Annotated in this window: 18 protein-coding genes, 1 tRNA gene and 2 pseudogenes; 15 read left to right on the forward strand and 6 right to left on the reverse strand. The window is 37.3% G+C overall.

All coding sequences use genetic code 11. From position 1 onward, the window contains the following. Window positions 1-33 precede the first annotated feature (33 nt). Genes ispH through rnhA form a run of 3 tightly spaced genes read left to right on the forward strand, consistent with a single transcriptional unit; the run spans window position 34 to window position 2,558 of the window. Window positions 34-1,146, forward strand: coding sequence for a 4-hydroxy-3-methylbut-2-enyl diphosphate reductase (gene ispH, locus ME5_RS04740; protein ID WP_008038919.1), 1,113 nt, complete (start codon window positions 34-36; stop codon window positions 1,144-1,146). 2 nt (window positions 1,147-1,148) lie between these two features. After that, a complete protein-coding gene (locus tag ME5_RS04745) occupies window positions 1,149-2,108 on the forward strand; it encodes a homoserine kinase (RefSeq protein ID WP_008038920.1) in 960 nt (319 codons plus the stop codon). Continuing rightward, complete coding sequence (rnhA, locus tag ME5_RS04750; protein ID WP_008038921.1) at window positions 2,109-2,558, forward strand: ribonuclease HI; 450 nt, start codon at window positions 2,109-2,111, stop codon at window positions 2,556-2,558. Between the two features lie 287 nt (window positions 2,559-2,845). On the opposite strand, the gene ME5_RS04755 is transcribed toward rnhA, so the two are convergent. After that, complete coding sequence (locus ME5_RS04755; RefSeq protein ID WP_008038927.1) at window positions 2,846-3,676, reverse strand: protein-disulfide reductase DsbD domain-containing protein; 831 nt, start codon at window positions 3,674-3,676, stop codon at window positions 2,846-2,848. 123 nt (window positions 3,677-3,799) lie between these two features. Between ME5_RS04755 and ME5_RS04760 the strand changes: the two genes are divergently transcribed. Continuing rightward, window positions 3,800-4,384: a YqgE/AlgH family protein gene (locus ME5_RS04760; RefSeq protein ID WP_035000257.1), complete on the forward strand. Its 585-nt coding sequence runs from the start codon at window positions 3,800-3,802 to the stop codon at window positions 4,382-4,384. Between the two features lie 329 nt (window positions 4,385-4,713). Here the strand turns inward: ME5_RS04760 and ME5_RS04765 are convergent, their stop codons facing one another. Continuing rightward, a complete protein-coding gene (locus ME5_RS04765; RefSeq protein ID WP_008038929.1) occupies window positions 4,714-5,406 on the reverse strand; it encodes an HAD family hydrolase in 693 nt (230 codons plus the stop codon). A gap of 307 nt (window positions 5,407-5,713) precedes the next feature. Here ME5_RS04765 and ME5_RS04770 point away from each other — a divergent pair, with 307 nt between their 5' ends. Continuing rightward, a complete protein-coding gene (locus tag ME5_RS04770; RefSeq protein WP_008038930.1) occupies window positions 5,714-6,850 on the forward strand; it encodes a site-specific DNA-methyltransferase in 1,137 nt (378 codons plus the stop codon). Window positions 6,851-6,975: 125 nt separating this feature from the next. Here ME5_RS04770 and mutY read toward each other — a convergent pair whose 3' ends face one another. After that, window positions 6,976-8,040, reverse strand: a complete 1,065-nt coding sequence (gene mutY / locus ME5_RS04775) for an A/G-specific adenine glycosylase (RefSeq protein WP_008038938.1) — start codon at window positions 8,038-8,040, stop codon at window positions 6,976-6,978. A gap of 378 nt (window positions 8,041-8,418) precedes the next feature. On the opposite strand from mutY, the gene ME5_RS04780 reads away from it, so the two are divergent. From ME5_RS04780 to ME5_RS04810, 7 genes and pseudogenes are all read left to right on the forward strand, one after another. Next, window positions 8,419-9,186 (forward strand): glycosyltransferase family 25 protein, encoded by a 768-nt coding sequence (locus ME5_RS04780; RefSeq protein ID WP_008038943.1) that lies wholly within the window; start codon window positions 8,419-8,421, stop codon window positions 9,184-9,186. Beyond that, entirely contained in the window at window positions 9,183-10,160 is a 978-nt protein-coding gene (locus tag ME5_RS04785; RefSeq protein ID WP_008038945.1) for an NAD-dependent epimerase/dehydratase family protein, read from the forward strand. Before ME5_RS04780 ends, ME5_RS04785 begins: the two co-directional genes overlap by 4 nt. Then, window positions 10,157-10,696, forward strand: a complete 540-nt coding sequence (locus ME5_RS04790) for a DUF721 domain-containing protein (RefSeq protein WP_008038947.1) — start codon at window positions 10,157-10,159, stop codon at window positions 10,694-10,696. The genes ME5_RS04785 and ME5_RS04790 overlap by 4 nt, the downstream gene beginning before the upstream one ends. Before the next feature lie 84 nt (window positions 10,697-10,780). Then, window positions 10,781-11,440, forward strand: a complete 660-nt coding sequence (locus ME5_RS04795; protein ID WP_008038949.1) for a DsbA family protein — start codon at window positions 10,781-10,783, stop codon at window positions 11,438-11,440. A 67-nt stretch (window positions 11,441-11,507) separates the two neighbouring features. Next, entirely contained in the window at window positions 11,508-14,969 is a 3,462-nt protein-coding gene (gene smc, locus ME5_RS04800) for a chromosome segregation protein SMC (protein WP_008038951.1), read from the forward strand. A gap of 341 nt (window positions 14,970-15,310) precedes the next feature. Beyond that, window positions 15,311-16,933: pseudogene (locus ME5_RS04805) on the forward strand (pyruvate, phosphate dikinase); the annotation flags it as partial. Between the two features lie 308 nt (window positions 16,934-17,241). After that, the gene (locus tag ME5_RS04810; RefSeq protein WP_008038954.1) at window positions 17,242-18,240 is read left to right on the forward strand and encodes a DUF1499 domain-containing protein; all 999 of its coding nucleotides are present in this window, start codon (window positions 17,242-17,244) and stop codon (window positions 18,238-18,240) included. On the opposite strand, the gene ME5_RS04815 is transcribed toward ME5_RS04810, so the two are convergent. After that, window positions 18,225-19,130 (reverse strand): MBL fold metallo-hydrolase, encoded by a 906-nt coding sequence (locus ME5_RS04815; RefSeq protein WP_008038955.1) that lies wholly within the window; start codon window positions 19,128-19,130, stop codon window positions 18,225-18,227. The two genes, ME5_RS04810 and ME5_RS04815, sit on opposite strands and share 16 nt — an antisense overlap. A 274-nt stretch (window positions 19,131-19,404) precedes the next feature. Between ME5_RS04815 and ME5_RS04820 the strand changes: the two genes are divergently transcribed. Continuing rightward, window positions 19,405-19,479: transfer RNA gene (locus tag ME5_RS04820), tRNA-Gln, on the forward strand. A gap of 383 nt (window positions 19,480-19,862) precedes the next feature. Here the strand turns inward: ME5_RS04820 and ME5_RS04825 are convergent. Further along, window positions 19,863-20,856 (reverse strand): annotated as a pseudogene (locus ME5_RS04825) (magnesium transporter CorA family protein). Then, on the reverse strand, window positions 20,853-22,172 hold the full coding sequence (locus ME5_RS04830) for a methylmalonyl-CoA mutase family protein (protein ID WP_008038961.1): 1,320 nt from the start codon (window positions 22,170-22,172) through the stop codon (window positions 20,853-20,855). The pseudogene ME5_RS04825 and the gene ME5_RS04830 overlap by 4 nt, the downstream one beginning before the upstream one ends. Window positions 22,173-22,652: 480 nt before the next feature. Between ME5_RS04830 and ME5_RS04835 the strand changes: the two genes are divergently transcribed. After that, the gene (locus ME5_RS04835) at window positions 22,653-23,855 is read left to right on the forward strand and encodes a CynX/NimT family MFS transporter (RefSeq protein WP_008038963.1); all 1,203 of its coding nucleotides are present in this window, start codon (window positions 22,653-22,655) and stop codon (window positions 23,853-23,855) included. A gap of 123 nt (window positions 23,856-23,978) precedes the next feature. Next, window positions 23,979-25,499, forward strand: coding sequence for a helicase HerA-like C-terminal domain-containing protein (locus ME5_RS04840; protein WP_008038965.1), 1,521 nt, complete (start codon window positions 23,979-23,981; stop codon window positions 25,497-25,499). Window positions 25,500-25,571 lie beyond the last annotated feature (72 nt).

Below are 25,571 nucleotides of genomic sequence, written 5' to 3' on the forward strand. Positions count from 1 at the left end.
TAAGACGTAAGTGGAACGTTAATAGGAAAAAAAATGGCTGATAAACCACCATTAACGATAAGACTATGCGGACCACGCGGCTTTTGCGCAGGTGTTGATCGTGCAATTCAAATCGTCGTTTTAGCATTAAAAAAATACGGTGCGCCTGTTTATGTGCGTCATGAGATCGTCCATAATCGTTATGTTGTTGAGGGGTTGCAGGCTCGTGGTGCTATTTTTGTAGAAGAATTGTATGAAATTCCTGTAGAACATCGTCATCAACCAGTTGTTTTTTCAGCGCATGGTGTCCCAAAATCTGTTCCTGAAGAAGCAAAAAAACATCATTTGTTTTATCTTGATGCGACATGTCCACTTGTTTCAAAAGTTCATAAACAGGCAATGCGCCATCAACGCCGTGGTCGCCATGTAATTTTGATTGGTCATTCTGGTCATCCAGAAGTTATAGGCACAATGGGACAAGTGGATGAGGGGGCTGTCACATTAATAGAAACAGTGGAAGATGCCCAAAATTATCAACCAGAAGATCCAAAAATGCTTGGTTTTGTTACCCAAACAACTCTTTCGGTTGAAGATACTGCGGGGATTTTAGATGTTTTAGAAAGACGCTTTCCAGAAATGGAAGCACCAGCAGCAGAATCGATCTGCTATGCCACAACCAATCGTCAAGATGCAGTAAAAGAAGCGGCGAAGGGAAGTGATTTATTTCTTATTGTCGGGGCACCAAATTCTTCCAATTCACGCCGTTTGGTGGAAGTAGCCGAGCGATTTGGTGCAAAAAAATCTCTTCTGGTTCAACGTGCTGATGAAATTGATTTTGAAAATCTTGGATTGATTAAAGTTGTCAGCCTATCAGCTGGAGCTTCCGCTCCTGAAATCATTGTCGATGAAATTATTGAAACATTCAAAGACCGTTTTGATGTGACAATCGAATTGGCTGAAACAACAATTGAAACAGAAACATTTCTTGTGAATAGAGAGTTACGTGATGTTGCTTTAACACATGATGATATGGCTTTTGTCAACGGCAACGGCAACGGCAACGGCAACGGCAACGGCAACGGCAACGGCAACGGCAACGGCAACGGCAACGGCAATATTGACAAAAATAATTTACATGCAGTTTTATCTGCACCACTAGGGCACTAAAAATGGCCGTTTATACTGATATTGGTGAAGATGAATTAGAAACCTTTCTTAGCTTTTATTCGATTGGAAAACTCATGTCCTATCGAGGTATTGCTGAAGGTGTAGAAAATTCTAATTTTATGCTCCATACAGATCAGGGAAATTTTATTTTAACGCTTTACGAAAAACGTGTTTGTGAAGATGATTTGCCATTTTTCCTTGGTTTGATGCAGCATTTAAGTTTTAAAAATGTTCAATGTCCGCAACCTGTTTTGCGTAATGATAGACGTTTGGTTGGTCAACTTGCTGGACGTCCTGCTGCTATCATCACTTTTTTAGAAGGTATGTGGATGCGTAATCCGAATGTACAACATTGTCGAGAAGTGGGAAAAGGATTAGCTGGCTTTCATTGTGCAGGGCAAGATTTTGCGTTAAGTAGAAAAAACAATTTATCGGTTTCTGCGTGGCGATCTTTATGGGAAAAATCGCGACAAGAAGCGCAAAGCTTATCGCCTTTTATCGTCAATAAAATTGATCATGAAGTGGATTTTTTAGAGCAATATTGGCCTAATAATCTTCCTACAGGGATCATTCATGCAGATCTTTTTAACGATAATGTGTTTTTTCTTAACGACCATTTATCAGGTATTATTGATTTTTACTTTTCCTGTAATGATTATCTGGCTTATGATATTGCAATATGTTTGAATGCTTGGTGCTTTGAACGCGATTTTTCCTATAATTTAACGAAGGGGCAGGCGCTTTTAAAAAATTATAATAGCGTTCGTAGTTTTGACATAAGAGAAATAACAGCAATGCCTATATTAGCGCGTGGTGCTTCCTTACGATTTTTGTTAACACGCCTTTATGACTGGTTTAATACACCTCAAAATAGTCTTGTTGTAAAAAAAGATCCTATGGAATATTGGCGTCGTCTTTCTTTTTTTCAAAATGTTCAATCTTCGTCAGAGCTTGGATTTTGAATGCGAGATAAAGAGTATAAACACATTGAAATTTATACTGATGGTGCGTGTTCTGGTAATCCAGGACCTGGCGGTTGGGGCGCTATTTTGCGTTGGAAAGATATTGAACGTGAACTTTATGGTGGAGAACATCAAACAACAAATAATCGAATGGAGCTCATGGCGGCAGCGAGTGCTTTGAATGCATTAAAAGAACCCTGTTCTGTAGATTTGTATACCGATTCAGTTTATGTCCGTGATGGCATATCAAGTTGGATTGATGGTTGGAAAAAAAATAACTGGCGCACTTCTGCCAAAAAAAACGTTAAAAATGAAGATCTCTGGAAGATGCTTGATTTAGCGCGGATGCGCCATGATGTGCGTTGGCACTGGGTTAAAGGGCATGCCGGTCATCCTGAAAATGAACGCGCGGATGCGCTGGCACGTAAAGGGGTCGAAGATCATCGTTAATGACTGGTGAGACTAAAAAGCTAGGTTCAGAACCATTTCATTTTATTCAAATGATATAAGTTTTTTGAAAACGAAGAGATGAGTTGCAAGAAATATGAGTATTTTGAACGTGGGTCAACAAAGTTACTGACAAAATTTTCATATCCAAAGAACACAAAAATCGCTTCAATCTCCTTTATTAAAAAAGCCAAGAAGAGGATATATCATCCGCTTTTCACTTTTATTCTCGTTTTTTTGCTGTTTATTGTGTCCTTTCATTAAAATGAAGTGGTTTTAAGACTATTCGTCTATTTTTTGTTGTCAAAAATATGAAAATTGCCTGTAAAGGCTGACGTTTTTGTTTTTGCAATGTAAGTTATAGTTGTGTCGAAAATTTCTGGATCAAATGTAATATCAGCTTGAGCGATATATTTATCTCCTTGTTTTTTTAAGATTGATACTGGACCCAATTGCATATCTCCGCCATCTAAGAAAAGATCAGTCAAAATGTCATGCCGATTGAGAGTATTTCCTATATTAGAAATAATGAGATCCAATGTTTTATGTTTTTTTATTGCTTCAATTTTTACAGCCTCTCCCACTTGATTGGGAAGAGCATTTTGTGCCATTAAAAGTGTATCATTTCCTATAATATCATTGTCATTATTTTGAGATGTGAAGTCAAAATCAATCGTAAAGGGCAAGCAAATATCCTCGCAAATGCCAACTGTGACAGATCCGTAAATAGTATCAAAGTCTTGGTCCGTTTCTATCATGAAAGGCAAAAATACATGTCCCTTGTAACCAATTGACCAATCATTCTGATCTTGAAAGAGTTGAGGTGTTGGATAGTCTATTTTATAATATATTTTTTGGTCAAATGAAAAAAAAGGTGCCATTCCTGAGTTGCCAGGATTTTGCCAGTATGTTTTCCATCCTTTTTTTAAGTCAATTTCTATATAACCATGATAATGCTTTGTGTGCATAGTGTTTTCCAATGCAATGCGGACTTGCCCACCCTCCATTTTATGCCAAGGCGTTACATAGAGTGTATTGTCTGAATGTGACTGTCCTTGAACATTGATTGGTGTAAGACTTATTATAATAAACGTAAAAAAATAAATAAGATTATGTTTCAATGGTTTATGCCTTTTTAAACGAAAAAATCAAATTGGCTTTTAAAAATTTATATTAATTTTTATTTTTTTCTTGCACTTCTTTTTATCACGTTTAACCTTGTGATTATGGAAAAATTAAGAGCAATGAAAAACCGAAATGGTTTTTTAAACAACCATTTATTAATCGCCATGCCCAGTATGGCAGATGAACGTTTTAAACGCGCAATTATATATATTTGTGCCCATGGTGATGAAGGTGCTGTTGGTCTTGTCTTGAATAAGAAGCTTGAAACGACTTTTCCAGATCTTTTAATTCGATTGGGTATTATCAATGAAGAAAGAAAACCTTTTTTAAGCGATCGTGCTAAAACACTACCTGTATTAAATGGTGGTCCAGTTGAGCGTAATCGCGGCTTTGTATTGCATACGAATGATTATTTTTGCCGGGCCACAATGACTATTGCGTCTGGTCTATGTTTAACCTCAACTACGGATGTATTAAAAGCGATAAGTGGTGATAATGGTCCAAAAATGTCGCTGACAACACTTGGATACTCCGATTGGACAAAAGGTCAACTCGAAGCAGAGGTCTCGAATAATGTATGGTTAACCAGTAGTGTCGATAGCAATTTTCTTTTTTCTGGTGAGATTGAAAAACAATATGATCTTAGTTTATTGCGTATGGGCATTAATCCGAATTTTTTAGTTGCTGAGGCAGGACATGCATGATCAAATTATACTAAAATACGCAACTTTTGATGATTAATTCTTTTGTTTGATCCAAAAGGAAATAGGAGTTTTTGATCGTTAAAGGTTTAAATTTTATGATACAATATCATTTATTGAAACGAATGATGTTTCTTGACTATGATGAATGCGTGATAAAGAATAAAAATATTTTTTTTAAAAATATCTATTGTCTGGAAAAAAAGTAAAAATCCATGATGTGTTTTAAAAAAAACCTCTCTTTCAAAAGAATATAGTCATAATTTATAATGTGTTAAAGCATGACTATAGACAGTTGTTTTTAAAAAATGTTAACATAAGCACACTGGATCTTAAATATCGTTCCATTCTGCCATAGCATGAATAACAGCTGGTAGATCTTTATGACGCGAAATAACAGTTTGTGCGCCAGCTTCTGTTAAAGCATCGGCAAGACCTGAATAAGCATGAGAGCCACCAGTAAAACCAATCACACGCATTCCAGCAGCTGTTGCGCCATGAACACCATGGATTGAGTCTTCAATAACGATGGTATTTCTAGGGCGCGCTTTCATTGTTTGAGCTGCAAAGAGATAGACATCAGGCGCAGGTTTGACTTTTTTTGTCCCAACTTCAGAAGCAGAAAATATTTTTCCTTCAAAAAGATCGTAAAGACCCACAAGTGTTAGCATCCGTTCAATATTGGCTTTCGTTGAATTTGAGCAGATACAATAAGGGTAATTTTTTGATATTGCAGTGACGGCATCTCTAACATCATCTATAGATTGTAGTTCAGTTTCCATGCGTTGTCGAAATACATCTGCAACGCGATCAATGATACTTGCTGGAATGGGTGTATTGGTTTCACGTTCAATTTCTTTTAAAATATCAACAAAAACAAGACCTGCATATTGAGAACTGAGTTCTTCTGGAGAGATGGGATGACCAACTTCAGTTAAGAGTTGAGAATTGACTTGTGCTGCAAGATATTCAGAATCTACCAAGACACCGTCACAGTCAAAAATAATTAGATCTATTTCAGTCATTATTTCTTCTCTTTCATATCTTGTTTTACGTCTTCATGATTTAATAGTGCAATTTGTAAACTGTTCCGCATGGAAATAGCAAGGGTAGTGGTCATAATGTTTTTAACTGTTTACTTCAGGGTTGAAGAAATGTCAGATAAAGAAAAATAAAGCTCTTTTCTTTCAAAAAAAAGTAAATTTGATGTTTTATGAATTTATAAACATTTTTAACGTGATCTTTACCCTATTCAATAATGATAAGCACATATCGTGCCTGTTGTGAAAAAAGCTTCAGGATGTGTTTTTAGTATGTGTTGTTGAGTAAGTCATGACTGCTATACGTCTCGTTGAAGAATTAGGGACTGCTTCTCCCGAAAAGAAATGGCGCAATCAAATCCTTAAAGGTGATTGCGTTGCCGCTTTAGAAAAATTACCACGCCATTCTGTCGATGTTATATTTGCTGATCCTCCTTATAATTTACAGTTAGAAGGAGCTTTGCATCGTCCAGATCATTCACTTGTTGATGCCGTTGATGATGCATGGGATCACTTTGAAAGTTTTGCCGCCTACGATGCATTTACACGTGCTTGGTTATTGGCTTGCCGCAGAGTGTTAAAACCTAATGGTACAATTTGGGTTATTGGTTCTTATCATAATATTTTTCGTGTTGGCACAGCCTTGCAAGATTTAGGCTTTTGGATGCTTAATGATATTATTTGGCGTAAAACCAATCCTATGCCTAATTTTCGTGGAAGACGCTTTCAAAATGCACATGAAACGATGATTTGGGCATCACGTGATCAAAAAGCAAAAAAATATACATTTAATTATGAAGCGATGAAAGCAGCAAATGATGATGTTCAAATGCGTTCAGATTGGCTTTTTCCCATTTGTACAGGCGCTGAAAGGCTCAAAAATACACAAGGGCATAAAGTTCATCCAACACAAAAACCAGAAGCTTTGCTCGCGCGTATTATTATGTCATCGTCAAAGCCCGGAGATGTTATCCTTGATCCTTTTTTTGGTTCGGGAACAACAGGCGCTGTTGCCAAACGTTTAGGGCGTGATTTTGTCGGTATTGAACGCGAACAAACCTATATTGATGCCGCCATGGATCGCATTAATGCCGTTCAAGTCTTAGCGCAACCAGAGCTGGCAATCCATTCTGGTAAAAGGGCGGAGCCGCGTATTGCCTTTTTAAGTCTGGTTGAAGCAGGTCTGATTGCTCCGGGCACCGTGCTTTATGATAAAAGAAAAAATATAAGTGCGATCGTACGCGCTGATGGCACATTGGTTTCAGAGGGTCAGGCAGGTTCAATTCATAAAGTTGGTCGTCTTGTTCAAGGGGCAGAAAGTTGTAATGGTTGGACGTATTGGCATTATGAAGATAGGCAAAATTTGTTGTCCCCAATTGATACTTTACGTACCCATATACGTGAAAAAATGGTTCAACACGGCGTATAGTTTTAAACTTTGATCGGATCGTCTCCAGTCTCCGGTCTTAAAAAGCGTGTGCATTTTGTGCACGTTTTTTTTACGTTTGATTACGTAATAAAATCGTGACTTTTCTCATTATGAGAATCGTAAAATCATTCATGATTTTTTTTAAATTCAATTTTTAGCGCGGTATTGAGAACTTTTTTCATAGCTGTTGGTAACGCTTCGCGCTCAAGTTTATCCAATGGGCACCACCATCCATTACCGACCAAAGTTTTATCAATATTTTTTGCTAAATAAACTTCAAGTATAAGAATAAAATGTGTGAAGATATGTTTTGCCTGCCCACATAATTGCCAGTTCGCTGCAAATGGTCGACATTTTTGGAAAACTTCTTCATTTTCACTAAATTGATTAGGAACTTGTGTCATGCCAGCAAGTAAACCTTTGTCATGGCGTCTTTCTAGATACACGTGTTGATCTTTATTTAAAGCGACAAAAGCAAAACCTTTTCGTATAGGTTTTGTTTTCTTTTTTTCTTTTATAGGAAATAAGTGTGCATTACCTTGGGCATTTGCACGACAATCCATGTTTAGCGGGCATAAAGGACAATGAGGTTGGCGTGGTGCGCAGACTTTGGCACCAAGATCCATCATGGCTTGTGCAAAATCGCCGGGTCTATGTTTTGGAGTGAGTGTTACAGTGTGTTTTTTTATATCTTTTTTTGCTTTTTTAAGCTCTGTTTCAATAGTAAAAAGACGTGTAATCACTCGTTCTACATTGCCATCCACCACGGCTTCACAGCGATTGAAAGCTATTGCGGCAATTGCGGCTGCGGTATAATCGCCGATCCCAGCGAGCGTTTGTAAGTCTATTTTTGATGATGGAAAAACCCCATCAAAACGATTGACAACATCATCAGCACATTTTTTTAAATTTCTTGCCCGAGAATAATATCCAAGTCCGGCCCATTGTTTTAATATATCATCTTGACTGGCATTCGAAAGTGCAAGGACGGTTGGCCATTTTTTAATAAATTTTTCAAAATAGGGCTTAACAGCTTCTACTGTTGTTTGTTGTAACATAATTTCCGATAACCATACATGATACGGATCAGGTTTTTTGCCTTGGCTTAATTCTTCCGGATTCATCCGCCATGGCAGAATACGATGATTTTTATCGTACCATGAAAGCAAATTTTGTGAAATTTTTTGCATGGCGTTTCCAAGCATAAACTAAATAAAAAGGCAAAAGAAAAATACAGTGAACAAGAATATATGACGATGAGATTTAGTGGTATGGTGTTCAATGATGTCTCTGATTCGAGTAGGGTACAAAATTCGTTAATGCAATGATTTTGTCTAGGTCCTGTGTCTAATGGAACGTTGTATTTTTTTAAATTGCGATAGCATGGGAATTCTTTTATGCTTGCATATGTAAGTATTATTTTTAATTTGTCGTTTTTAATTCAAATTGTTTCGTAACAATAATGATAATTATAAAACATCTATCATTAGAGCATGAATTTTATGGTTATGAAACTTTAAAAATGATGATTAAGAAGGTAAGATCAATCATATGTTTAATGAGGCCGCGTGAATATACCTGTCTATATAATCAATCTTGATCGTTCTCAAGAACGTTACAAAGCTGTCTCATCATATGCAAAAGAAGCACATTTGGATTATCAACGTGTACCTGCAATTGATGGTGGATTGGTCGATGTCATGAATTGTCCTGAAATTGATGAAAAACGATTTCGCCGTCGTCATGGTAAAATTCTACTTCCAGGGGAAGTAGGATGTTATCTTAGTCATTTGGCTGCGTTAAGGATTATTGCGGAAGGTGAACAACCTTTTGCAATCATTGTTGAGGATGACGTGGCTTTTCATGAAAATTTTAAAGAGATTGCGTATAAGCTGGCAAAAATTGAAGGCTGGGATATTATAAAATTTGCTAATCATCGCCATCGTCTTTTTCGTCCATATAAAAAAATTATGGAATCGATCACTATTGGGCGTTTTTTACATGGGCCTATTGGTAGCTCAGCCGCTTATATGGTAACATGTGAGGGTGCAAAAAAACTGCTTAAAAAATTAACTCCAATGAGTCTTCCATACGATGTGGCATTAGAACGGGGATGGGCGGGTTTTCGTTTTTTTTCAACAAATGCCAATATTATTGATTTTCGTGGTGCAACAAAATCAACAATCGTCAGTGGACGCCAATCTTATCAAAAAACACGATTACCAAAATGGAAGCGTCTCGGTACGTTTGGTTTTCGTACTTCTGATTATATCTGTCGCATAATCTATAGTCTGATGCCTTCATCTTTGAAGGTCATAAAGGAAGATAAATCATGAAAGTTATTTTAACAGGCGCTGCAGGTTTTATAGGGTCTCATGTTGCCAAAGAAATGCTGAGAGAAGGTTTTAAGGTCGTGGGGCTTGATAATCTTAACCATTATTATGCACCAGAATTAAAAAAAGCACGTTTGGCTAACATTTTGAATCATCAAAATTTTGAATTTCATCTATGTGACATTACAAATAATGATAGATTGTCGGAAATATGTTTGAAAGAAAATGATGCGGATATCATTGTTCATTTAGCGGCTCAGGCAGGAGTACGGTATTCTATTGAAAATCCCTCTGCCTATGTCAGCGCGAATGTTGATGGACAGATAAAAATTTTTGAACAATCACTTAAAATGATAAAACGTCCTGCGATCATTTATGCGAGTTCTTCATCTGTTTATGGTGCAAATAAGAAAGTGCCTTTTAGTGAAGATGATAAAGTGGATAATCCTGTGTCTGTTTATGCGGCAACAAAACGTTCTGGCGAACTTTTAGCTGCGTCTTATGCCAATGTGCATGGTGTGCAATCTTCAGGATTAAGATTTTTTACAGTTTATGGTCCTTGGGGAAGACCTGATATGGCACCTTGGCTGTTTGTCGACGCGATTTTTTCAGGCCAGACGATTAAATTGTTTAATTACGGTAAAATGCAGCGCGATTTTACCTATATTGATGATATTGTCTCAGGCGTTATGGCCGTAACGCATCGAATGATTGAAACACCTCAAAGGGTCGCGCCTCTTTATAATTTAGGCAATAATCATCCAATTGAACTTCTTGATTTTGTCGCATCGATTGAAAAAGCGACGGGTAAAAAAGCACAAACTGAACTTTATCCAATGCCGCCGGCTGACGTTGTTAAAACTTATGCTGATATTACACGCGCACAAAAAGATTTGGATTTCCTGCCTCAAATGAATATAGAAGAGGGAATGGCACATTTTGTAAAATGGTTTGTTGATTATAAAGCTATAAAATGACTTATAAAGCGTCATATTTTTCAAAAAAAAACAAACGTCGGTTTTATTCTCTAGGTGAAACTGCAGCTAAAATGCTTGATCCTCTTTTGCGCAAGAAAGCTGGGTTAAATATCGAGCTTATTGACAATTGGTCTCATATTGTTGGTGAAGATATTGCACAGACAACAGTCCCAAAAAAAATTATTTGGACAAAACGCGCTCAATTTGACGAAGTTTTTGAACCAGCAACATTGGTGGTTATTTGTGAAGGCTATTCGGCCATGAAACTCACTCATGAAATTGATGAATTTTTACAGCGTATCAATGCTTTTTTTGGCTATATCGCCATTAATCGGATAAAAATTGAACAAGGGCAGGTGCACACTTCAAATATCCCTTTAAAAAAAGAACACGATATTGATGAGGTTGATAAAGCGCTGGTTCAGGAACTCACAGCAGATATTGAAGATGATAAGTTGCGTCAATCTTTATGTAATCTGGGTTTAGCGGTTTTTTCTGAAAAGAATATGTCGCATCACGAAAAAAATAAGAAATAACTCAAGACATTGCCGCAAATCTGGCATAAAAGATACATAAGATAATTTTGTATTCATGTTAATATAGATTGAAAAGGTTGAATTATGGTTGCCACTTTGAATCGTCGTCATCTTTTTTCTGCAACGGCTGCTTTTGGTCTTGCTACAACAACAGGGCTTATTTCTCTTCCTGCTAAAGCAGCAAGTATTAAATCCTCTGGCACTGTTGATATGGAAAAATTGTTGGCACCAGCCAAAGCAAAAGATATGATTGAAGGTGATGTGAACGCACCAGTGACAATTGTTGAATATGCCTCTCTTACCTGTAGTCATTGTGCAGATTTTTATAAAAATACTTTGCCAGAAATTCGTGAGAAATACATCAAAACAGGTAAAGCACGTTTAATTTTTCGCGATTTTCCATTTGATCCTCGTGCAACTGCTGGTTTTATGTTAGCAAGGTGTTTGCCTGAAGATAGATTTTTTCCTATGGTGCATGTTTTATTTGAACAACAAATGGAATGGGCTGCGGCAAATGATGCTTTGCCTCCTTTGAGAAAAATTGCATCAATGGCAGGTCTTGATGACAAAGCATTTAATGCATGTCTTGAAAATCAAACAATCCTTGATCAAGTCAATAGTTCTTTTGAACGGGGTAAAGAATTAGGTGTGACGGCAACACCTACTTTTTTTATCAATGGCAATAAATATGAAGGGGCGTTGTCTGTTGAAGAGATGTCTACAATTATTGATAGCTTTCTTTAAGTTTTAATTTTTGATAAGAACGGGCGTAGTGTAACTGCGCCCGTTTATGCATGGATAAGATAGCTATATGCAATTCATCAAATTAAGACTTGTTGGATTTAAGTCATTTGTTGAAGCTCAAGAGTTTGTCATTGAACGTGGGTTAACAGGTGTTGTCGGTCCCAATGGTTGTGGTAAGTCAAATCTTGTCGAAGCTTTGCGCTGGGTCATGGGCGAGAATTCTTATAAAAATATGCGTGCCTCTGGTATGGATGATGTCATATTTTCAGGCTCAGCTATGCGTCCAGCACGCAATAGTGCAGAAGTCACCCTTTTTCTTGATAATTCAGATTATAGCGCACCGATTGCTTTTAATACTGCAGAGGAATTACAAGTAGTACGACGCATAGAACGTGCCTCTGGATCGCTTTATCGGATTAATGGCAAGGAAGTCCGTGCCAAAGATGTGCAACTTCTTTTTGCAGATCAATCAACGGGTGCGCGTTCACCATCGATGGTTGGACAAGGGCGTATTGGCGAACTTATACAAGCAAAACCACAAGCTCGGCGCGCTTTATTAGAAGAAGCTGCTGGTATATCGGGCTTACATAGCAGACGTCACGAAGCAGAATTGCGTCTTAGAGCAGCAGAAACCAATCTTGATCGATTGGAAGATGTCGTTGGTGATTTATCATCACGCATTGAAAGCTTGAAACGTCAAGCCCGTCAAGCCAATCGGTTTAAGAGTTTATCGGCAGATATTCGTCAAGCCGAATCAGGAGTTTTTTATCTTCGTTGGACAGAAAGTAAGAGCCATGAGGCTAAAGCGGAATCAGTTTTAAATAAAGCAACAATCCGTGTTGCAGAACAAGCGCAAGTCCATATGCGCGCACAACAGGCACAAGAAAATGAAAAAATAAATCTTCCTTCTATACGTGAAGCGCTCGCAAAAGCTTTATCGACTGAACAAAGGCTTCAACTTGCTTATCAACAATTGGAAGAAGAGGAAAAAAGAAACAAACAACGTCATTTTGACATCAAACGCCTTTTGGAAGACCTTAAAACAGACAAAGAAAGAGAAGAACAAAACGTTTGCGACTTTGAAAAAATGTTGGAAAAACTTGTTTTGGAAGAAGAAGAGCTGCGTCTGGAGGCTGAAAATCACATTGAAAATGAAGAAATACTTGCTCAAAAACTTGAAGACTTACGGCAAAGCTTAAACGATCAAGAAATTGAAGCAGAAAGCATTGCATTAAAACGAGCTGAGGCAAATGCTGAGCTAACGCGTATAGAACATGAGCGCAAACGTTTATATACGCGCAAAAAGAAAAATGAAGAAGAAAGTCAGGCGGCTATCGCACATATACGTCAATTAGAGGATAAAAAAATACAAAATGGCGGTATTCATGAAATCATAGACGCATTAGAGACTGTGAAAAAAGACTATGCCGACAGTGAAGAAAAAGTAATACAAGTAGAAGAAAAAATAGAAAAAGCGCGTCATGAAATTGCTCAAGCAACATCGAATCTCCATCAATGTCGTGATACGCTAAATGCTTTTTTAACAGAAAAACGAACGCTTGAAGACATATTGGAGTCTTGGACAGTCGGGACATTTCAACCTGTTATTGATAATATGAAAGTAGAGCCTGGTTATGAAAATGCTTTAGGGGTTGCCTTGGGAGATGATTTATATGCTTCAATTGAAGATGATGCACCTATGATATGGAGTGATCATGCTTCTTTTTCTAAGCAAGACAATCCTTTGCCTTTAGATGTAAAGGCAATGTCACATTTTGTTAAAGCCCCTATACAGCTTCAAGCGAGCTTATCACAGATCGGTGTAGTGGATGACAAAGACGGTGATAGGCTTCAACGGCAACTTGCAATAGGACAATGTCTTGTGAGTGTTTGTGGTGCATTATGGCGGTGGGATGGTTTAAAAAAGCGTGCGGATGCGCCTAATACTGCCGCACAACGTTTGGCTCAAAAAAATCGTCTTCATTTTCTTGATATAGCGATTGTTGATGAAGAAAAAAAACTAAAACAGCACGAAAAACACTTAGACATTAAAGAAAATGTTTTAGAAAAAGCTCTTATTGAAGCGCGTAATCAGCGCTCTCATATGCGTTTGATACAAGAAAAACGCGATGAGATACAAGAATATCTTCTAAAAAAAGAACGTCAAAACCATGAATGGCAATTGCAGTTATCTGCGTTAGAAGACAGTGTAAAACGTTTAAAGCTTGATGATACTGAGATTGCAGCGGAAATTGAGATTGCTGACAAACAGTATTTATCTTTGCCAGATATTCAGCTTATTGAAGCAGCTTTAAACAAGGCAACAGAAAAGCTTCATGAAAAGCGTGCTTTGGTTTCTGAGGTACATACACAATTTCACACTCTTAAACAAAACTCTCAAGCCCGTTTGCGTCGCTTTGAGAAAATAGAAATAGAACGTAAAAATTGGCTTTATCGTCTCGAAAATACAAACAAACAACTTGAACGTTTGGCAGAACGGTATGTGCAGGCTATGAATGAAAGCAAGCAATTGATCAATATACCTGAAAGTTTTGCAAACAAGCGTCAAACTATACTCGATGAAATTGCTACGGCACAAACAAAAACGCATGATATGCAAGATCAATTGACACGTGCAGAAAATACACAATTGCTTTTTGATAAACGTTTGCGTGAGGCTTTTACAATGCTTTCTTCTCTGAGAGAAGAACGGGCAAGAGACGAAGAACGATTAAATGCAGCAGTTGATCGCCGAAAAGACATTGAGACCCGTATCTATGAGGCAATGAATTGCACACCAATAGAGACCTTGCAACATTCAGGTTTAACCTTAGATAAAAAAATGCCTGAAATAACTGTTTTGGAACACAAAGTTGAACGCTTACGTCTAGAGCGTGAGCGGCTTGGTGCAGTGAATTTGCGTGCAGAAGAAGAAGAAAATGCCTTGCGTAGTCATTTGGATGCGATGATGTTGGAGCGTCATGATGTTTTGGAAGCCATTAAAAAACTTAGATTAGCAATTCAAAATCTTAACCGTGAAGGGCGTGAAAGACTTTTAGAAGCTTTTCATCAAGTTAACCAAGAATTTAAACGTCTGTTTGAACATTTATTTGGTGGTGGAACAGCTAAGTTACAATTGATTGAATCCGATGATCCTTTAAATGCGGGATTAGAAATTATTGCCAATCCACCCGGAAAAAAACCACAAACAATGACTTTACTCTCAGGTGGAGAGCAAGCCTTAACTGCCTTGGCACTTATTTTTGCAGTATTTTTAACAAATCCTGCGCCAATATGTGTTTTAGATGAAGTTGACGCTCCCTTAGATGATCATAATGTTGAGCGTTATTGTAATTTAATGGATGAAATGGCCGCTTCAACACGCACCCGCTTTGTTGTAATAACACATAATCCCATAACAATGGCGCGTATGAACAGATTGTTTGGTGTCACAATGGCAGAACAGGGGGTGTCTCAGCTTGTTTCTGTTGATTTGCAAACGGCTGAACAAATGAGCGATACTTTATAAGGCTTTTTAAAAATCACCTATATATAGATGATAAAAGATGGATATATTCACCGCATTGAATAAGTTTGGTTGCCATTGACGGGTGCATTGAAAACGGCTCTTAAAGCGATTGTTTATATTAAATACTCTCCCATATGACATTTTAAAATTTCTATCCTAAATGAATTGATTCCTTTTTAGATTCTTGAGCCTAATTAGTTATGTTGAAAAACTGCATAGCTATTGTTTATAGAGTTTCACAATGAAGCAAAATACGAAAGATCTTTCTAGATTTTTTGTCATGTTATTGAATATGATTGTGCTGATGAGATAATAATGTATAACCATTTGGAGGCGTTATAATGAAAAAATGGGTATACAGTTTTGGCGATGAACAAGTCGAAGGAACTGCTAAAGACCACAATTTGCTTGGCGGAAAAGGTGCAAACCTTGCTGAAATGTGCAATCTCGGTTTACCTGTTCCGCCAGGATTTACACTTACAACACAAGTCTGCACATATTTTTATAATCATCAACGCCATTATCCAATGGATCTTGAAAAAAAAGTTAATCAAGCAATTATAAAAATTACCCAACAAACAAAGCGCATTTTTGGAGATAAAATAAAACCGCTGCTTTTATCCGTGCGTTCTGGTGCGCGTGTTTCTATGCCTGGCATGATGGATACAATTCTTAATCTTGGTTTGAACGATCAAACTGTCAAAGCAATTGCTGAAGAATCTCAAGATGAACGTTTTGCTTATGATTGTTATCGACGGTTTATTCAAATGTATAGTGATGTTGTGTTAGGTATTGATTATGCCCATTTTGAAGATATTCTTGATGGTGTGAAAGCTCGTTTTGGCTATGACGTTGAGACACAATTCACCGCTCATGACTGGAAAAACGTTATTCAAGATTTTAAATCATATATTGAATATGAATGGGGGAAACCTTTTCCTCAAGATCCTGCGCAACAATTATGGGGTGCAATAGAGGCTGTTTTTTCCAGTTGGATGACACCGCGCGCAATGACTTATCGGCGCTTGCATAGTATTCCTGAAGATTGGGGATCAGCCGTGACTATACAAGCAATGGTTTTTGGAAATATGGGGGATAATTCCGCAACGGGTGTTGCTTTTACGCGCAATCCATCAACAGGCGATCATGAACTTTATGGTGAGTTTCTTATAAATGCACAAGGGGAAGATGTTGTTTCCGGCATTCGAACACCGCAAAATATCACAGAGTCTGCACAAATTGCAGCAGGTTCAAATGAGCCCTCACTTGAAAAATTAATGCCTGAAGCATTCTCTACTTTAAGGTCAATTGCAGATACGCTTGAACGCCACTATTGCGATATGCAAGATATAGAATTTACAATTGAAAAGGGTAAAGTATGGATGTTGCAAACAAGGGTTGGTAAACGTACAGCGCTGGCTGCCTTGAAGATAGCGGTTGAAATGGTTAAGTCAGGATTGATCACAAAAGATGAGGCCATTTTACGGGTTGATCCAAAATCATTCGATCAATTAGTACATCCCACGCTTGATCCTGATGCACCAAAAACCATTTTGGCTATTGGGCTTCCTGCATCACCGGGGATTGCAACAGGGGAAATTATTTTTACCTCTGAAGAAGCGGAAAAGGCATTACTCGAGGGACGTAAAGTTATTCTTGTTCGAAAAGAAATAAACCCTGAAGATATTCATGGTATGCATGGCGCGCAAGGAGTCCTAACCTTATATGGTGGAATGACCAGCCATGCCGCTGTTGTGGCGCGAGATATGGGAAAACCTTGTGTGTCAGGCGCAGCTTTTGTGCGCATTGATGAAAAAGCTGGTGTTTTAACCGCTGCTGGTGAACAATTTGTAAAAGGTGATATCTTAACTATTAATGGTGCAAACGGGCATATTTATAAAGGTCATGTTGCTACGATGACTGCCGAACGATCAGATGATTTTGCAACATTGATGGAATGGGCAGCTGAAAAATTTTAACTAAAAGTGTGATCAAAGTCTGAAATATTTTTGATGCATATGTGATAAAATGGCTGATTACAAAGTTATTGTGCTTTGCAGTATAGAAAAGTTGTTTTTATCACCGAATATCGTAAAATAACACTCTGTAAATAACATTGTTATGTCATTCAAATTCATTGAAAAATAGTATACTCACTTATAATAGCAGAGTTAGTGTTAAATTTTATTAAGTAAAACTGATACAAAACAATTTTTTTGTAAAAGTTTAGTAATCATTATTGTAAAAGTTTCATAAAACGGAAAAATCTTAGATGAGAAGACGATATGTAAGAAAACATTCTCTCGCTGCATTATGGTCCCTACGCTTTGGTTTTTTTGCTTTTTTACTTCTTATCGTATCAGTTTTATTGCATCGCGTATCTTTTATTCCGACACGTAATTTTTTTGCTTTTCTCATAATTATTGCTGTAATCGCTTTTTTGTCATTGCTTCTTGGCATAAAAGGTCTTTATGATTTATGGACTTTTGGTCATCGCGGCGGATTAAAATCACTTAAAGGATTGATCTATGCTTTTTTAAGCGGGGGTCCTTTGATTATTGCTTTTTTCTTTTGGTTGTTTGCACAACCTATTTATGACGTATCAACAGATACAGTTTCCCCGCCTTCTTATCTTATAAATATACGTCCAAAAGATGCTTTACCGATTGTTGCTGATTTATCATCGCAAGAGGTTTTGCAAATGAATGAATGGCCACAAATGTTAGGAAGGCGTTTTGAAGGATCACCTGATATTGTTCTAAAATCAGTTTTAGAGGTACTTGAGCATAAAAAATGGCCTGTTATTGCGCAGTCTGGACACAATGCAAATTGGCAAAATAACACAACATTAAGGCGCAATGAAATGCGCCGAGATGATCAGTTTTTGAAGGATGAAGGATTTTTAAATCGTACAAAGAGTCAAAGTAGCAAGAAAATTCATTTAGACGATAATTTTAAAATAGATGAAAATGAAATGAAAGATCATCTAGTAGTTGATAATGAAAATATCAATATATCAACGGATTTAACGCACTCTATGCTGGATGATGTCTTTTTAGTTCAAACTCAGGCAAAAACTTTTTACTTAGGTTTTTTAAGTGATATCGTTATTCGACTTATTGATGAGGGAGAAACGACCTTTGTTGATATGCGTGCAACGTCACAATATTTGAAACGTGATTTTGGTAATAATGCTCGTTTTACTATGGCATTTATGCATGAACTTGATACAAAAATGCTTTTAACACCAACTTCTCAAGAAATTGAATAATGGCCATAAAGGCTTGGTGCCCCTTTTGTTTTGACCAGATTGCGCGCCACCAAATCTTCTAAATGTGCAAATACAGATAGTGCTGCTGCTTTATGAAGCTTTGGATCCGTATCGCGATAAAGAGTTTGGACAATCGTCTTAATATCACAATCGCCTTTTGCAAGACGATTAAAAATAGCACATTCTCGTATTTTACGGTGTGTTTTTAAAGCACGAACAAAATGGTGAGGCTTGTATACAGCACCACCATGGCCAGGAAGATAGACTTTATCATGCCGTTTTAACAACTTGTCGAGTGAGTGCATATAATCCCTCATTGAGCCTTCAGGAGGAGCTATAACGGTTGTTGACCAAGCCATAACGTGGTCGCCCGTAAATAAAATACCGCTATTAGCAAGAGCAAAAGCCGTATGACTTGCCATATGTCCTGGTGTTGTGACAGAAGTGATTGCCCAACCATCCCCTTCAATGGTTTGACCATCTTTAAGGTCAATATCAGGTTTAAAATCAATCTGGCTACCAGATTCAAGAATTATTTGATTTGAAAATGCTTCATTATTTGCATGCCGATACCGTCCTACTGCAACAATTTTTGCTCCTGTATGCTGTGCAATTTTCTTTGCAAGTCCACAATGATCCAAATGACAATGCGTAACGAAAATATGGCTTAATGGGTGACTATCAATATGTTTTAATAAAGTTTGTAAGTGATTTTTATCATTAGGACCGGGATCGATAAGCGCAAGTGTATCAGTGCCAATGAGAAAACTATTGGTTCCTTTAAACGTAAAAGGAGAAGGATTAGGCGCCGTAAGTCGACGAATATTTGGAGCAAGAATAACAGCCTGTCCATAATTAGGATCAAATTCCTTTACGAAAGGAATGGGCATCATATTGTCCTTTTGAATTACTCTTATGATATGAATTTCATTAGCATAGATATAAGAAATAGGGCAGTTTCATATAGATACGAATACATGGCATCTTATTTTATAATAATCCTCTATAAATGATAGGGACGATAAATAAAGAGAGGTATTTTATCGAGTTTTTTAAATTTATTTTTTCAGTCATTAAAAAAATTGTCAGCTTTTTATTTAAGATATTGCGTAATTAAATTTGACTCGCTATAAGGCGCACACACATATGAATATATTGTGTTTTTGGGGTATAGCCAAGCGGTAAGGCACCGGTTTTTGATACCGGCATTCCCTGGTTCGAATCCAGGTACCCCAGCCATTTTAAATAACATGTCTGTATGTTCAATTTCATTATTCTTTTTTAAAATTTTATAAAAGCAAAGATTATCGGTGCTATAAGCTTACTGTGTTTCTTGTTATTTAAGCACGAATAAAAGATCAAACACACTATATCATTGTTGATGTTTGTTATTTCTCTGATCTTAATTAAGAATTGGATCATCAGGACTTATAAGTACATATTAACATTTATAAATGGTGTTTGCGTTATTAAAAAAAATTTACAAAGAATTTTATTCACTAAGTTAGTGATTTTAAAATTTATTTGTCTGTTTATGTCTTTATTCTAACCATATGATTCTATCATTATTTAATGATGCTTTTCAGAATAATCCTGATCATAATTTTAGAAATACAAAAGGATTAAAGCCAGCCTTTTTTTCGAAAATAGGCAAGCGGTAGAATAGACGATACAATCATAATAAAAAGGGCAATGGGATAGCCCCATTTTTCATCAAGTTCTGGCATGAATTGAAAATTCATACCATAAATGGATGCAATTAATGTCGGTGGCATAAAGCCTACAGCAGCAACAGAAAATATTTTAATAATCGCATTTTGTTCAGTAGATATCATGTCAACAACAGTATCTAGAAGAAACGTCATTTTTGTAGAAAGAAAATCCGTATAATGTTCCAGAGATTGAGTATCGCGTTCTAAAGATTCAATAGCAGCTTTTACATCTTTTTTAGGTAATAGTTTTTTGCCATAGCTATCTGCATAGACAAGCAAACGACTGATTCCTGCAATACTTTCGCGCACCATAGACAAAAATGTGCCCACGCGTCCAATCCGTGTTAACATTTTTCTAAAGTAACTTGTGGACATTGGTGGCGCTGATTTGTCGCGGTGAAAAATACGACGCGCGGCTTTTTCTATATGGCGTGAGATGCGAGCGAGAAAATCAGCAAGCCGATCTGTTGCAGCTTCAATAAGTCCAAGTAGAATGCTAATGCCTATAGATTGACTGTTGATGAAACCATTTCCTGCTTTTGTGAAGCGGGAAATAAAAAGATCTATTGCTTTAGGTTGGCTATAACGCACTGTAATTAAGCGAAATCTCACCAAAATAAAGGTTATAGGTGCAATGTCTTTTGTGTCATCTTCTAAACTATAAATCAATGGAGCAATCAGATATTGAACATTATTTTCCATATAAAACCGATTTGATTCGGCAATATCAACCATATCGTCATAAGTAGGTATTTCAATTTTTAACCAATGTTCTATTTTCTTTTTTTTCATCTATCGTTGGATGAATAAGATCAATCCACAATAAATCGTCAGATAATGATTTAGGATTATCAAGATTTATTTCTATAAGGTGGTCACAACAGTTTCGAAAACCGCGTATCATTCACTTATTTTCACAGGTTCAATGGGGGCACGTTTTTGCGCTTCTAATAAATCTTGGTCCCAACGTCCTGTTGTCAAGGGGTCGCAATGTTTTATGCCTTCCGCTTGAAACGATGTTTTCTGATTTGTTGTAATATGCGTTGGTCCTTCCTCTTCCACAGAGAAAATGGACGTTCCAATAATTGCTCTTTCATTCTTATGGAAACGGATCAATTGTAGATCGCGAGATTCTTCAATACGCTTTTCTAAATGACCATCAATAAGGCTTTGCATCACACCACCCTCATTTTCAAAGCGTTGAAATTCCTTCCATGATGCATCAATAAGAGCCGTAACATCATTCGTTGGTTGGTTTGATTTTTCTGTAATGGGGTGGACTGTTTCATCAATTAAAACAAGTTGACTATTACGTGCAATGCGTCTTGCATAAGAATCTGGTAGTCCAAAAACGAAACTGTGCGGCAAAATAGAAACTGATGTTGCACCATTACTAATGGCTGTATGTGCAGCTGTTGAAGCACGGATAATATTGTTATGAGTGTCTCTACTGGTCATCATGCGCATTGATGTTTCAACATGAATAACAGCTTGATATGGGGAAGGGACACCACGTTCTTCCTGCAGTCGTCGCCATAAATAATCCAACGCCTGTATCTTTGCCTGTCCTGTAATGGGATCTTGGTCAAGAGCCATCGCAAAACCAATATGGGGTAGTGCATAAACAATATGATGGCGTGCATCTTCCACCATGCGCAAATGACCTAAAGCGACTGATAGCATTGCACCGATTTCTTGCGCAGGTGTTGCACCAGCATTATGATAGGGGCGGCTATCGGCTTCCAGCACTATGCCTGGAAGTCCAGAAGAAAAAAATCCCGACATTGATTGCGGCAAGGATGCTTTGAGCGCTTCAATCGACATTTTAAGCTTGCCTGTTGTTGCAAGAATAGCTGTAGGATCTGTGCTAAAAGTCAGTTTTGTTTTATTAGGGTCAATACGACGGTGCTGCAAATAGTCAATAAAACTATCGGCAACAAGACGTCCATGTGGGTGGTTGTCTAAGCGTATATGAATGCCGTCAAGGTTAATGTTTTCAAATAATATTGGAATTGTTTCTGCTAGTGCAGGAAGACCAAATCCGTAAGCACTATTTGCACCTTCAAAAATAAGAGCAACACCCGTTGCACCATTTTCCAGATCTTTTTGAAGCTGGTGGTGCGCGCGTTCAATATCAGGATCATCAGCTCGCTGCATGACAGACCAATTTGCTTTACGAGAAGAGGTTTTTGGTAGGGTGTGCGTATTTTTTGGGTTCATGAGACAACCACAATCCTGCTTATTATATTTACAAACTCATTTCTAACTATGAAGACAAAAACACAAAGCGCATTTCTATGCAAGGTCAACGATGTATATTCTATTTAACGAAGAAATATAAAAATCCCAATCATTTCCTTAAATAAGGTAATCTATTTTGACGTTTTATCATTATACAAATGTGAGAATTTTTCATCAAAAGTATTTTTATTTTGTTTTTATATGATTTATCTTTCTATTTTAGTTTTTAAAATTTTGAAAAAGAATCTGAACACATAAAAGTGATAAGAAAAAAGTCAAAAGTCAATGAATTTGGAAATTATAACAATCGTTTGGATATTTGTTTATAAAATAAGCTTTTAGCAATCAGTAATATCAACTCTCATCACAATTAATCTTATGAAATAATTTATTTTAAATACGACTTATAAATGAAAAAATACCGCTTTGAATAAGCTTGATAATGACGAAAGATTGAATATGAATACTTCAAAATCTTCAACAGTGATGGCTAATTTTGTCTTAGGATTCAGCCTAACACTGATTGCTTTTAATCTGCGTCCAGTTTTTTCATCTCTTTCTGTTTTACTGCCAGATATTTTACGCGATTTAGAAATGAGCAGCTTAGAAGGTGGGATTTTAACGACGCTGCCTGTGTTGTGCCTTGGTCTTTTTGCACCTCTTGCGCCTTATTTATCTCAAAAAATTGGCGCAGAGCGCACGTTGTTCGTCGCGCTTATTCTTTTAGCAATTGGACTTATTTTACGTAGTACAGGCCAAGTTCCGTTTCTCTATCTTGGCGCTATTTTTGCTGGTGCTGGTATTGCTTTAGGCAATGTCTTATTACCCGGTGTTATTAAGCGTGATTTTCCTCATCAATTGGCTTTGATGACCAGTCTTTATACAATGGCATTATGCGGTGGCGCGGCACTAGCTGTAGGAACAACAGTTCCCATTATGCATTTTTTGAGCGATTCGTGGCAAAAAGCACTTGGGTTTTGGTTTTTTCCTGTTTTTATCGTGATGATTTTATGGCTGCCTCAACTTAAAAGCAAATATGCCCAATCATCAAAACAAAATTACAAAGTCAAAGGGTTTATGGGTGATCCCATTGCTTGGCAAGTGACCTTTTATATGGGGTTACAATCTTCTTTGGCCTATTGTGTTTTTGGCTGGCTTGCCCCAATTTTGGTTGAACGTGGTATTGAAATTACCGTGTCTGGAACATTCATTTCAGTCTCTATTATTATTCAAGCACTCTCATGCCTTGTCACTCCTTTAATTGCGTCTAGATTAAAAACACAAAGTTGGTTGAATGTTATTTTATGTATTGTGGCTCTCATTGGTCTTTTAGGTTTTATATTTGCACCGCTTTCAACAATGTGGATTTGGGTTTTTGTACAGGGTATAGGGCAGGGTGGTTTAATTGCCGCAGCTATGATGATGATTGTATTGCGCGCGCGTGATGCGCATGTTGCTTCTTACTTATCAGGCATGGCCCAATGTATTGGATATTGTCTTGCCGCTATTGGCCCGCTTTTGGTAGGTCTTGTACATGATTGGACAGGACGTTTTGAGTGGTGCAGTTTGGTTTTTTTGGGCTTTGGTTTTGGTGCCGCAATTGCAGGCTTTTATTGTGGACGCAACCGTTATACAAATACGCAAACTATTTTTAAATATTAGCCATTATCAACAATCAATGCACTTAATACATAAAAATAATATCTGGAATGCTTTTTTATTTCACTTTATCTTTATCTGTGAAAACGCGACCTCAAGCTATTATTTCATCAAAGGTAAAACAGAATGACTGATCAAAATGGGATTCTTTTAGGAGCAAGTCATCAAAAAAAAGATGACGCGATAAAGTCTGAATATATTTGGTTAAAATATGCTAATCGCCATGGCTTAATTACTGGTGCAACAGGTACTGGTAAAACAGTAACATTACAGGTCATGGCAGAATCGTTTTCTCAAGCAGGCGTGCCTGTTTTTTGTGCCGATATAAAAGGCGATCTTTCAGGTATTGCTAAAAAGGGTGAGCTGAATGAAAAGCTTCAAGAAAGAGCAAAACGTGTTGGTCTTGATTCTATTATTATGCAAAAAAATCCAGTTATTTTTTGGGATTTGTTCGGCAACCAGGGACATCCTATTCGCGCGACTGTTTCAGAAATGGGACCTTTATTGCTTTCACGTCTCATGGAGCTAACGCCTGCGCAAGAAGGTGTTTTAAATATTACTTTTCGTGTTGCAGATGAAGAGGGGTTGTTGCTTCTTGATCTCAAAGATTTACAATCGATGTTAGCCCATGTCGGCGAAAAGGCAAAAGAATTGTCAACACGTTATGGAAATGTTTCCAAAGCCTCAATTGGCGCAATACAGCGTCAATTATTAGTACTAGAAAGTCAGGGAGCCAAACATTTTTTTGGAGAACCCGCTTTAAAATTATCAGATATTATGCGTACAAGCCATGATGGTCGTGGAATGGTGAGTGTTCTTGCCGCCGATAAATTGATGTTTAATCCAAGACTTTATTCAACGTTTTTGCTTTGGCTCATGTCTGAATTGTTTGAGCAATTGCCTGAAGTTGGCGATCCAGAAAAACCGCGTTTGGTCTTTTTCTTTGATGAAGCTCATTTGCTCTTTAATAATGCGCCAAAAGCGCTTATCGAACGTATTGAACAAGTGGTAAGACTTATTCGCTCAAAAGGTATTGGTATTTATTTTATCTCTCAAAATCCTCTTGATGTTCCTGAATCAGTCTTGGCACAACTTGGAAATCGCATACAACATGCTCTAAGAGCTTATACACCGCGTGAAACCGCAGCAGTCAAAGCAGCTGCATCGACATTTCGTGTCAATCCAGATTTTGATACAATGGAAGCAATTGGACAATTGGCAACAGGTGAAGCACTTGTTTCTACATTAGAGAAAAAAGGTATTCCTTCAATAGTTCAAAAAACACTTATTCGACCTCCTTCTTCTCAAATAGGTCCTATTGATGATCAAGAACGACAACATCTTATTGCAACAAGTCCAATAAGTGGACAATATGACGAAGCTATAGATCGTGAGTCCGCTTATGAAATGTTAGCGCGCCATGCACAAGAAAAAGAATCAACCAACATTCAAGATGAAAATGACAGTTTTTGGGGAACTGTTTTTGGCAATGAGAAAAAAGGTAGGGGACGTCAATCAGTAGCAGAAGCGGCGGTCAAATCAGTAACGCGGTCTGCCGCAAACTCAATTGGTCGTTCCATTGCAAAAGCAGGTGAGAAATTTCTTCGTGGAGTTTTGGGAAATCTTTTAGGCGGTAAGCGTAGATGAAATAATGGCAATCAATGATTTTTATATTCTATAATATGAAAACGATTGTTTTTTGTAAAATTATTTGAGAAC

The sequence above is a fragment of the Bartonella tamiae Th239 genome (genome assembly GCF_000278275.1).
Classification (GTDB): Bacteria; Pseudomonadota; Alphaproteobacteria; order Rhizobiales; family Rhizobiaceae; genus Bartonella; species Bartonella tamiae.

What these genes read in the sequence shown, in the direction of transcription:
- ispH (WP_008038919.1), top strand. Translation starts at nt 34, where the DNA reads ATGGCTGATAAACCACCATTAACGATAAGACTATGCGGACCACGCGGC.
- ME5_RS04745 (WP_008038920.1), top strand. Translation starts at nt 1,149, where the DNA reads ATGGCCGTTTATACTGATATTGGTGAAGATGAATTAGAAACCTTTCTT.
- rnhA (WP_008038921.1), top strand. Translation starts at nt 2,109, where the DNA reads ATGCGAGATAAAGAGTATAAACACATTGAAATTTATACTGATGGTGCG.
- ME5_RS04760 (WP_035000257.1), top strand. Translation starts at nt 3,800, where the DNA reads ATGAAAAACCGAAATGGTTTTTTAAACAACCATTTATTAATCGCCATG.
- ME5_RS04765 (WP_008038929.1), bottom strand. Translation starts at nt 5,406, where the DNA reads ATGACTGAAATAGATCTAATTATTTTTGACTGTGACGGTGTCTTGGTA.
- ME5_RS04770 (WP_008038930.1), top strand. Translation starts at nt 5,714, where the DNA reads ATGACTGCTATACGTCTCGTTGAAGAATTAGGGACTGCTTCTCCCGAA.
- mutY (WP_008038938.1), bottom strand. Translation starts at nt 8,040, where the DNA reads ATGCAAAAAATTTCACAAAATTTGCTTTCATGGTACGATAAAAATCAT.
- ME5_RS04785 (WP_008038945.1), top strand. Translation starts at nt 9,183, where the DNA reads ATGAAAGTTATTTTAACAGGCGCTGCAGGTTTTATAGGGTCTCATGTT.
- ME5_RS04790 (WP_008038947.1), top strand. Translation starts at nt 10,157, where the DNA reads ATGACTTATAAAGCGTCATATTTTTCAAAAAAAAACAAACGTCGGTTT.
- ME5_RS04795 (WP_008038949.1), top strand. Translation starts at nt 10,781, where the DNA reads ATGGTTGCCACTTTGAATCGTCGTCATCTTTTTTCTGCAACGGCTGCT.
- smc (WP_008038951.1), top strand. Translation starts at nt 11,508, where the DNA reads ATGCAATTCATCAAATTAAGACTTGTTGGATTTAAGTCATTTGTTGAA.
- ME5_RS04810 (WP_008038954.1), top strand. Translation starts at nt 17,242, where the DNA reads ATGAGAAGACGATATGTAAGAAAACATTCTCTCGCTGCATTATGGTCC.
- ME5_RS04815 (WP_008038955.1), bottom strand. Translation starts at nt 19,130, where the DNA reads ATGCCCATTCCTTTCGTAAAGGAATTTGATCCTAATTATGGACAGGCT.
- ME5_RS04830 (WP_008038961.1), bottom strand. Translation starts at nt 22,172, where the DNA reads ATGAACCCAAAAAATACGCACACCCTACCAAAAACCTCTTCTCGTAAA.
- ME5_RS04835 (WP_008038963.1), top strand. Translation starts at nt 22,653, where the DNA reads ATGAATACTTCAAAATCTTCAACAGTGATGGCTAATTTTGTCTTAGGA.
- ME5_RS04840 (WP_008038965.1), top strand. Translation starts at nt 23,979, where the DNA reads ATGACTGATCAAAATGGGATTCTTTTAGGAGCAAGTCATCAAAAAAAA.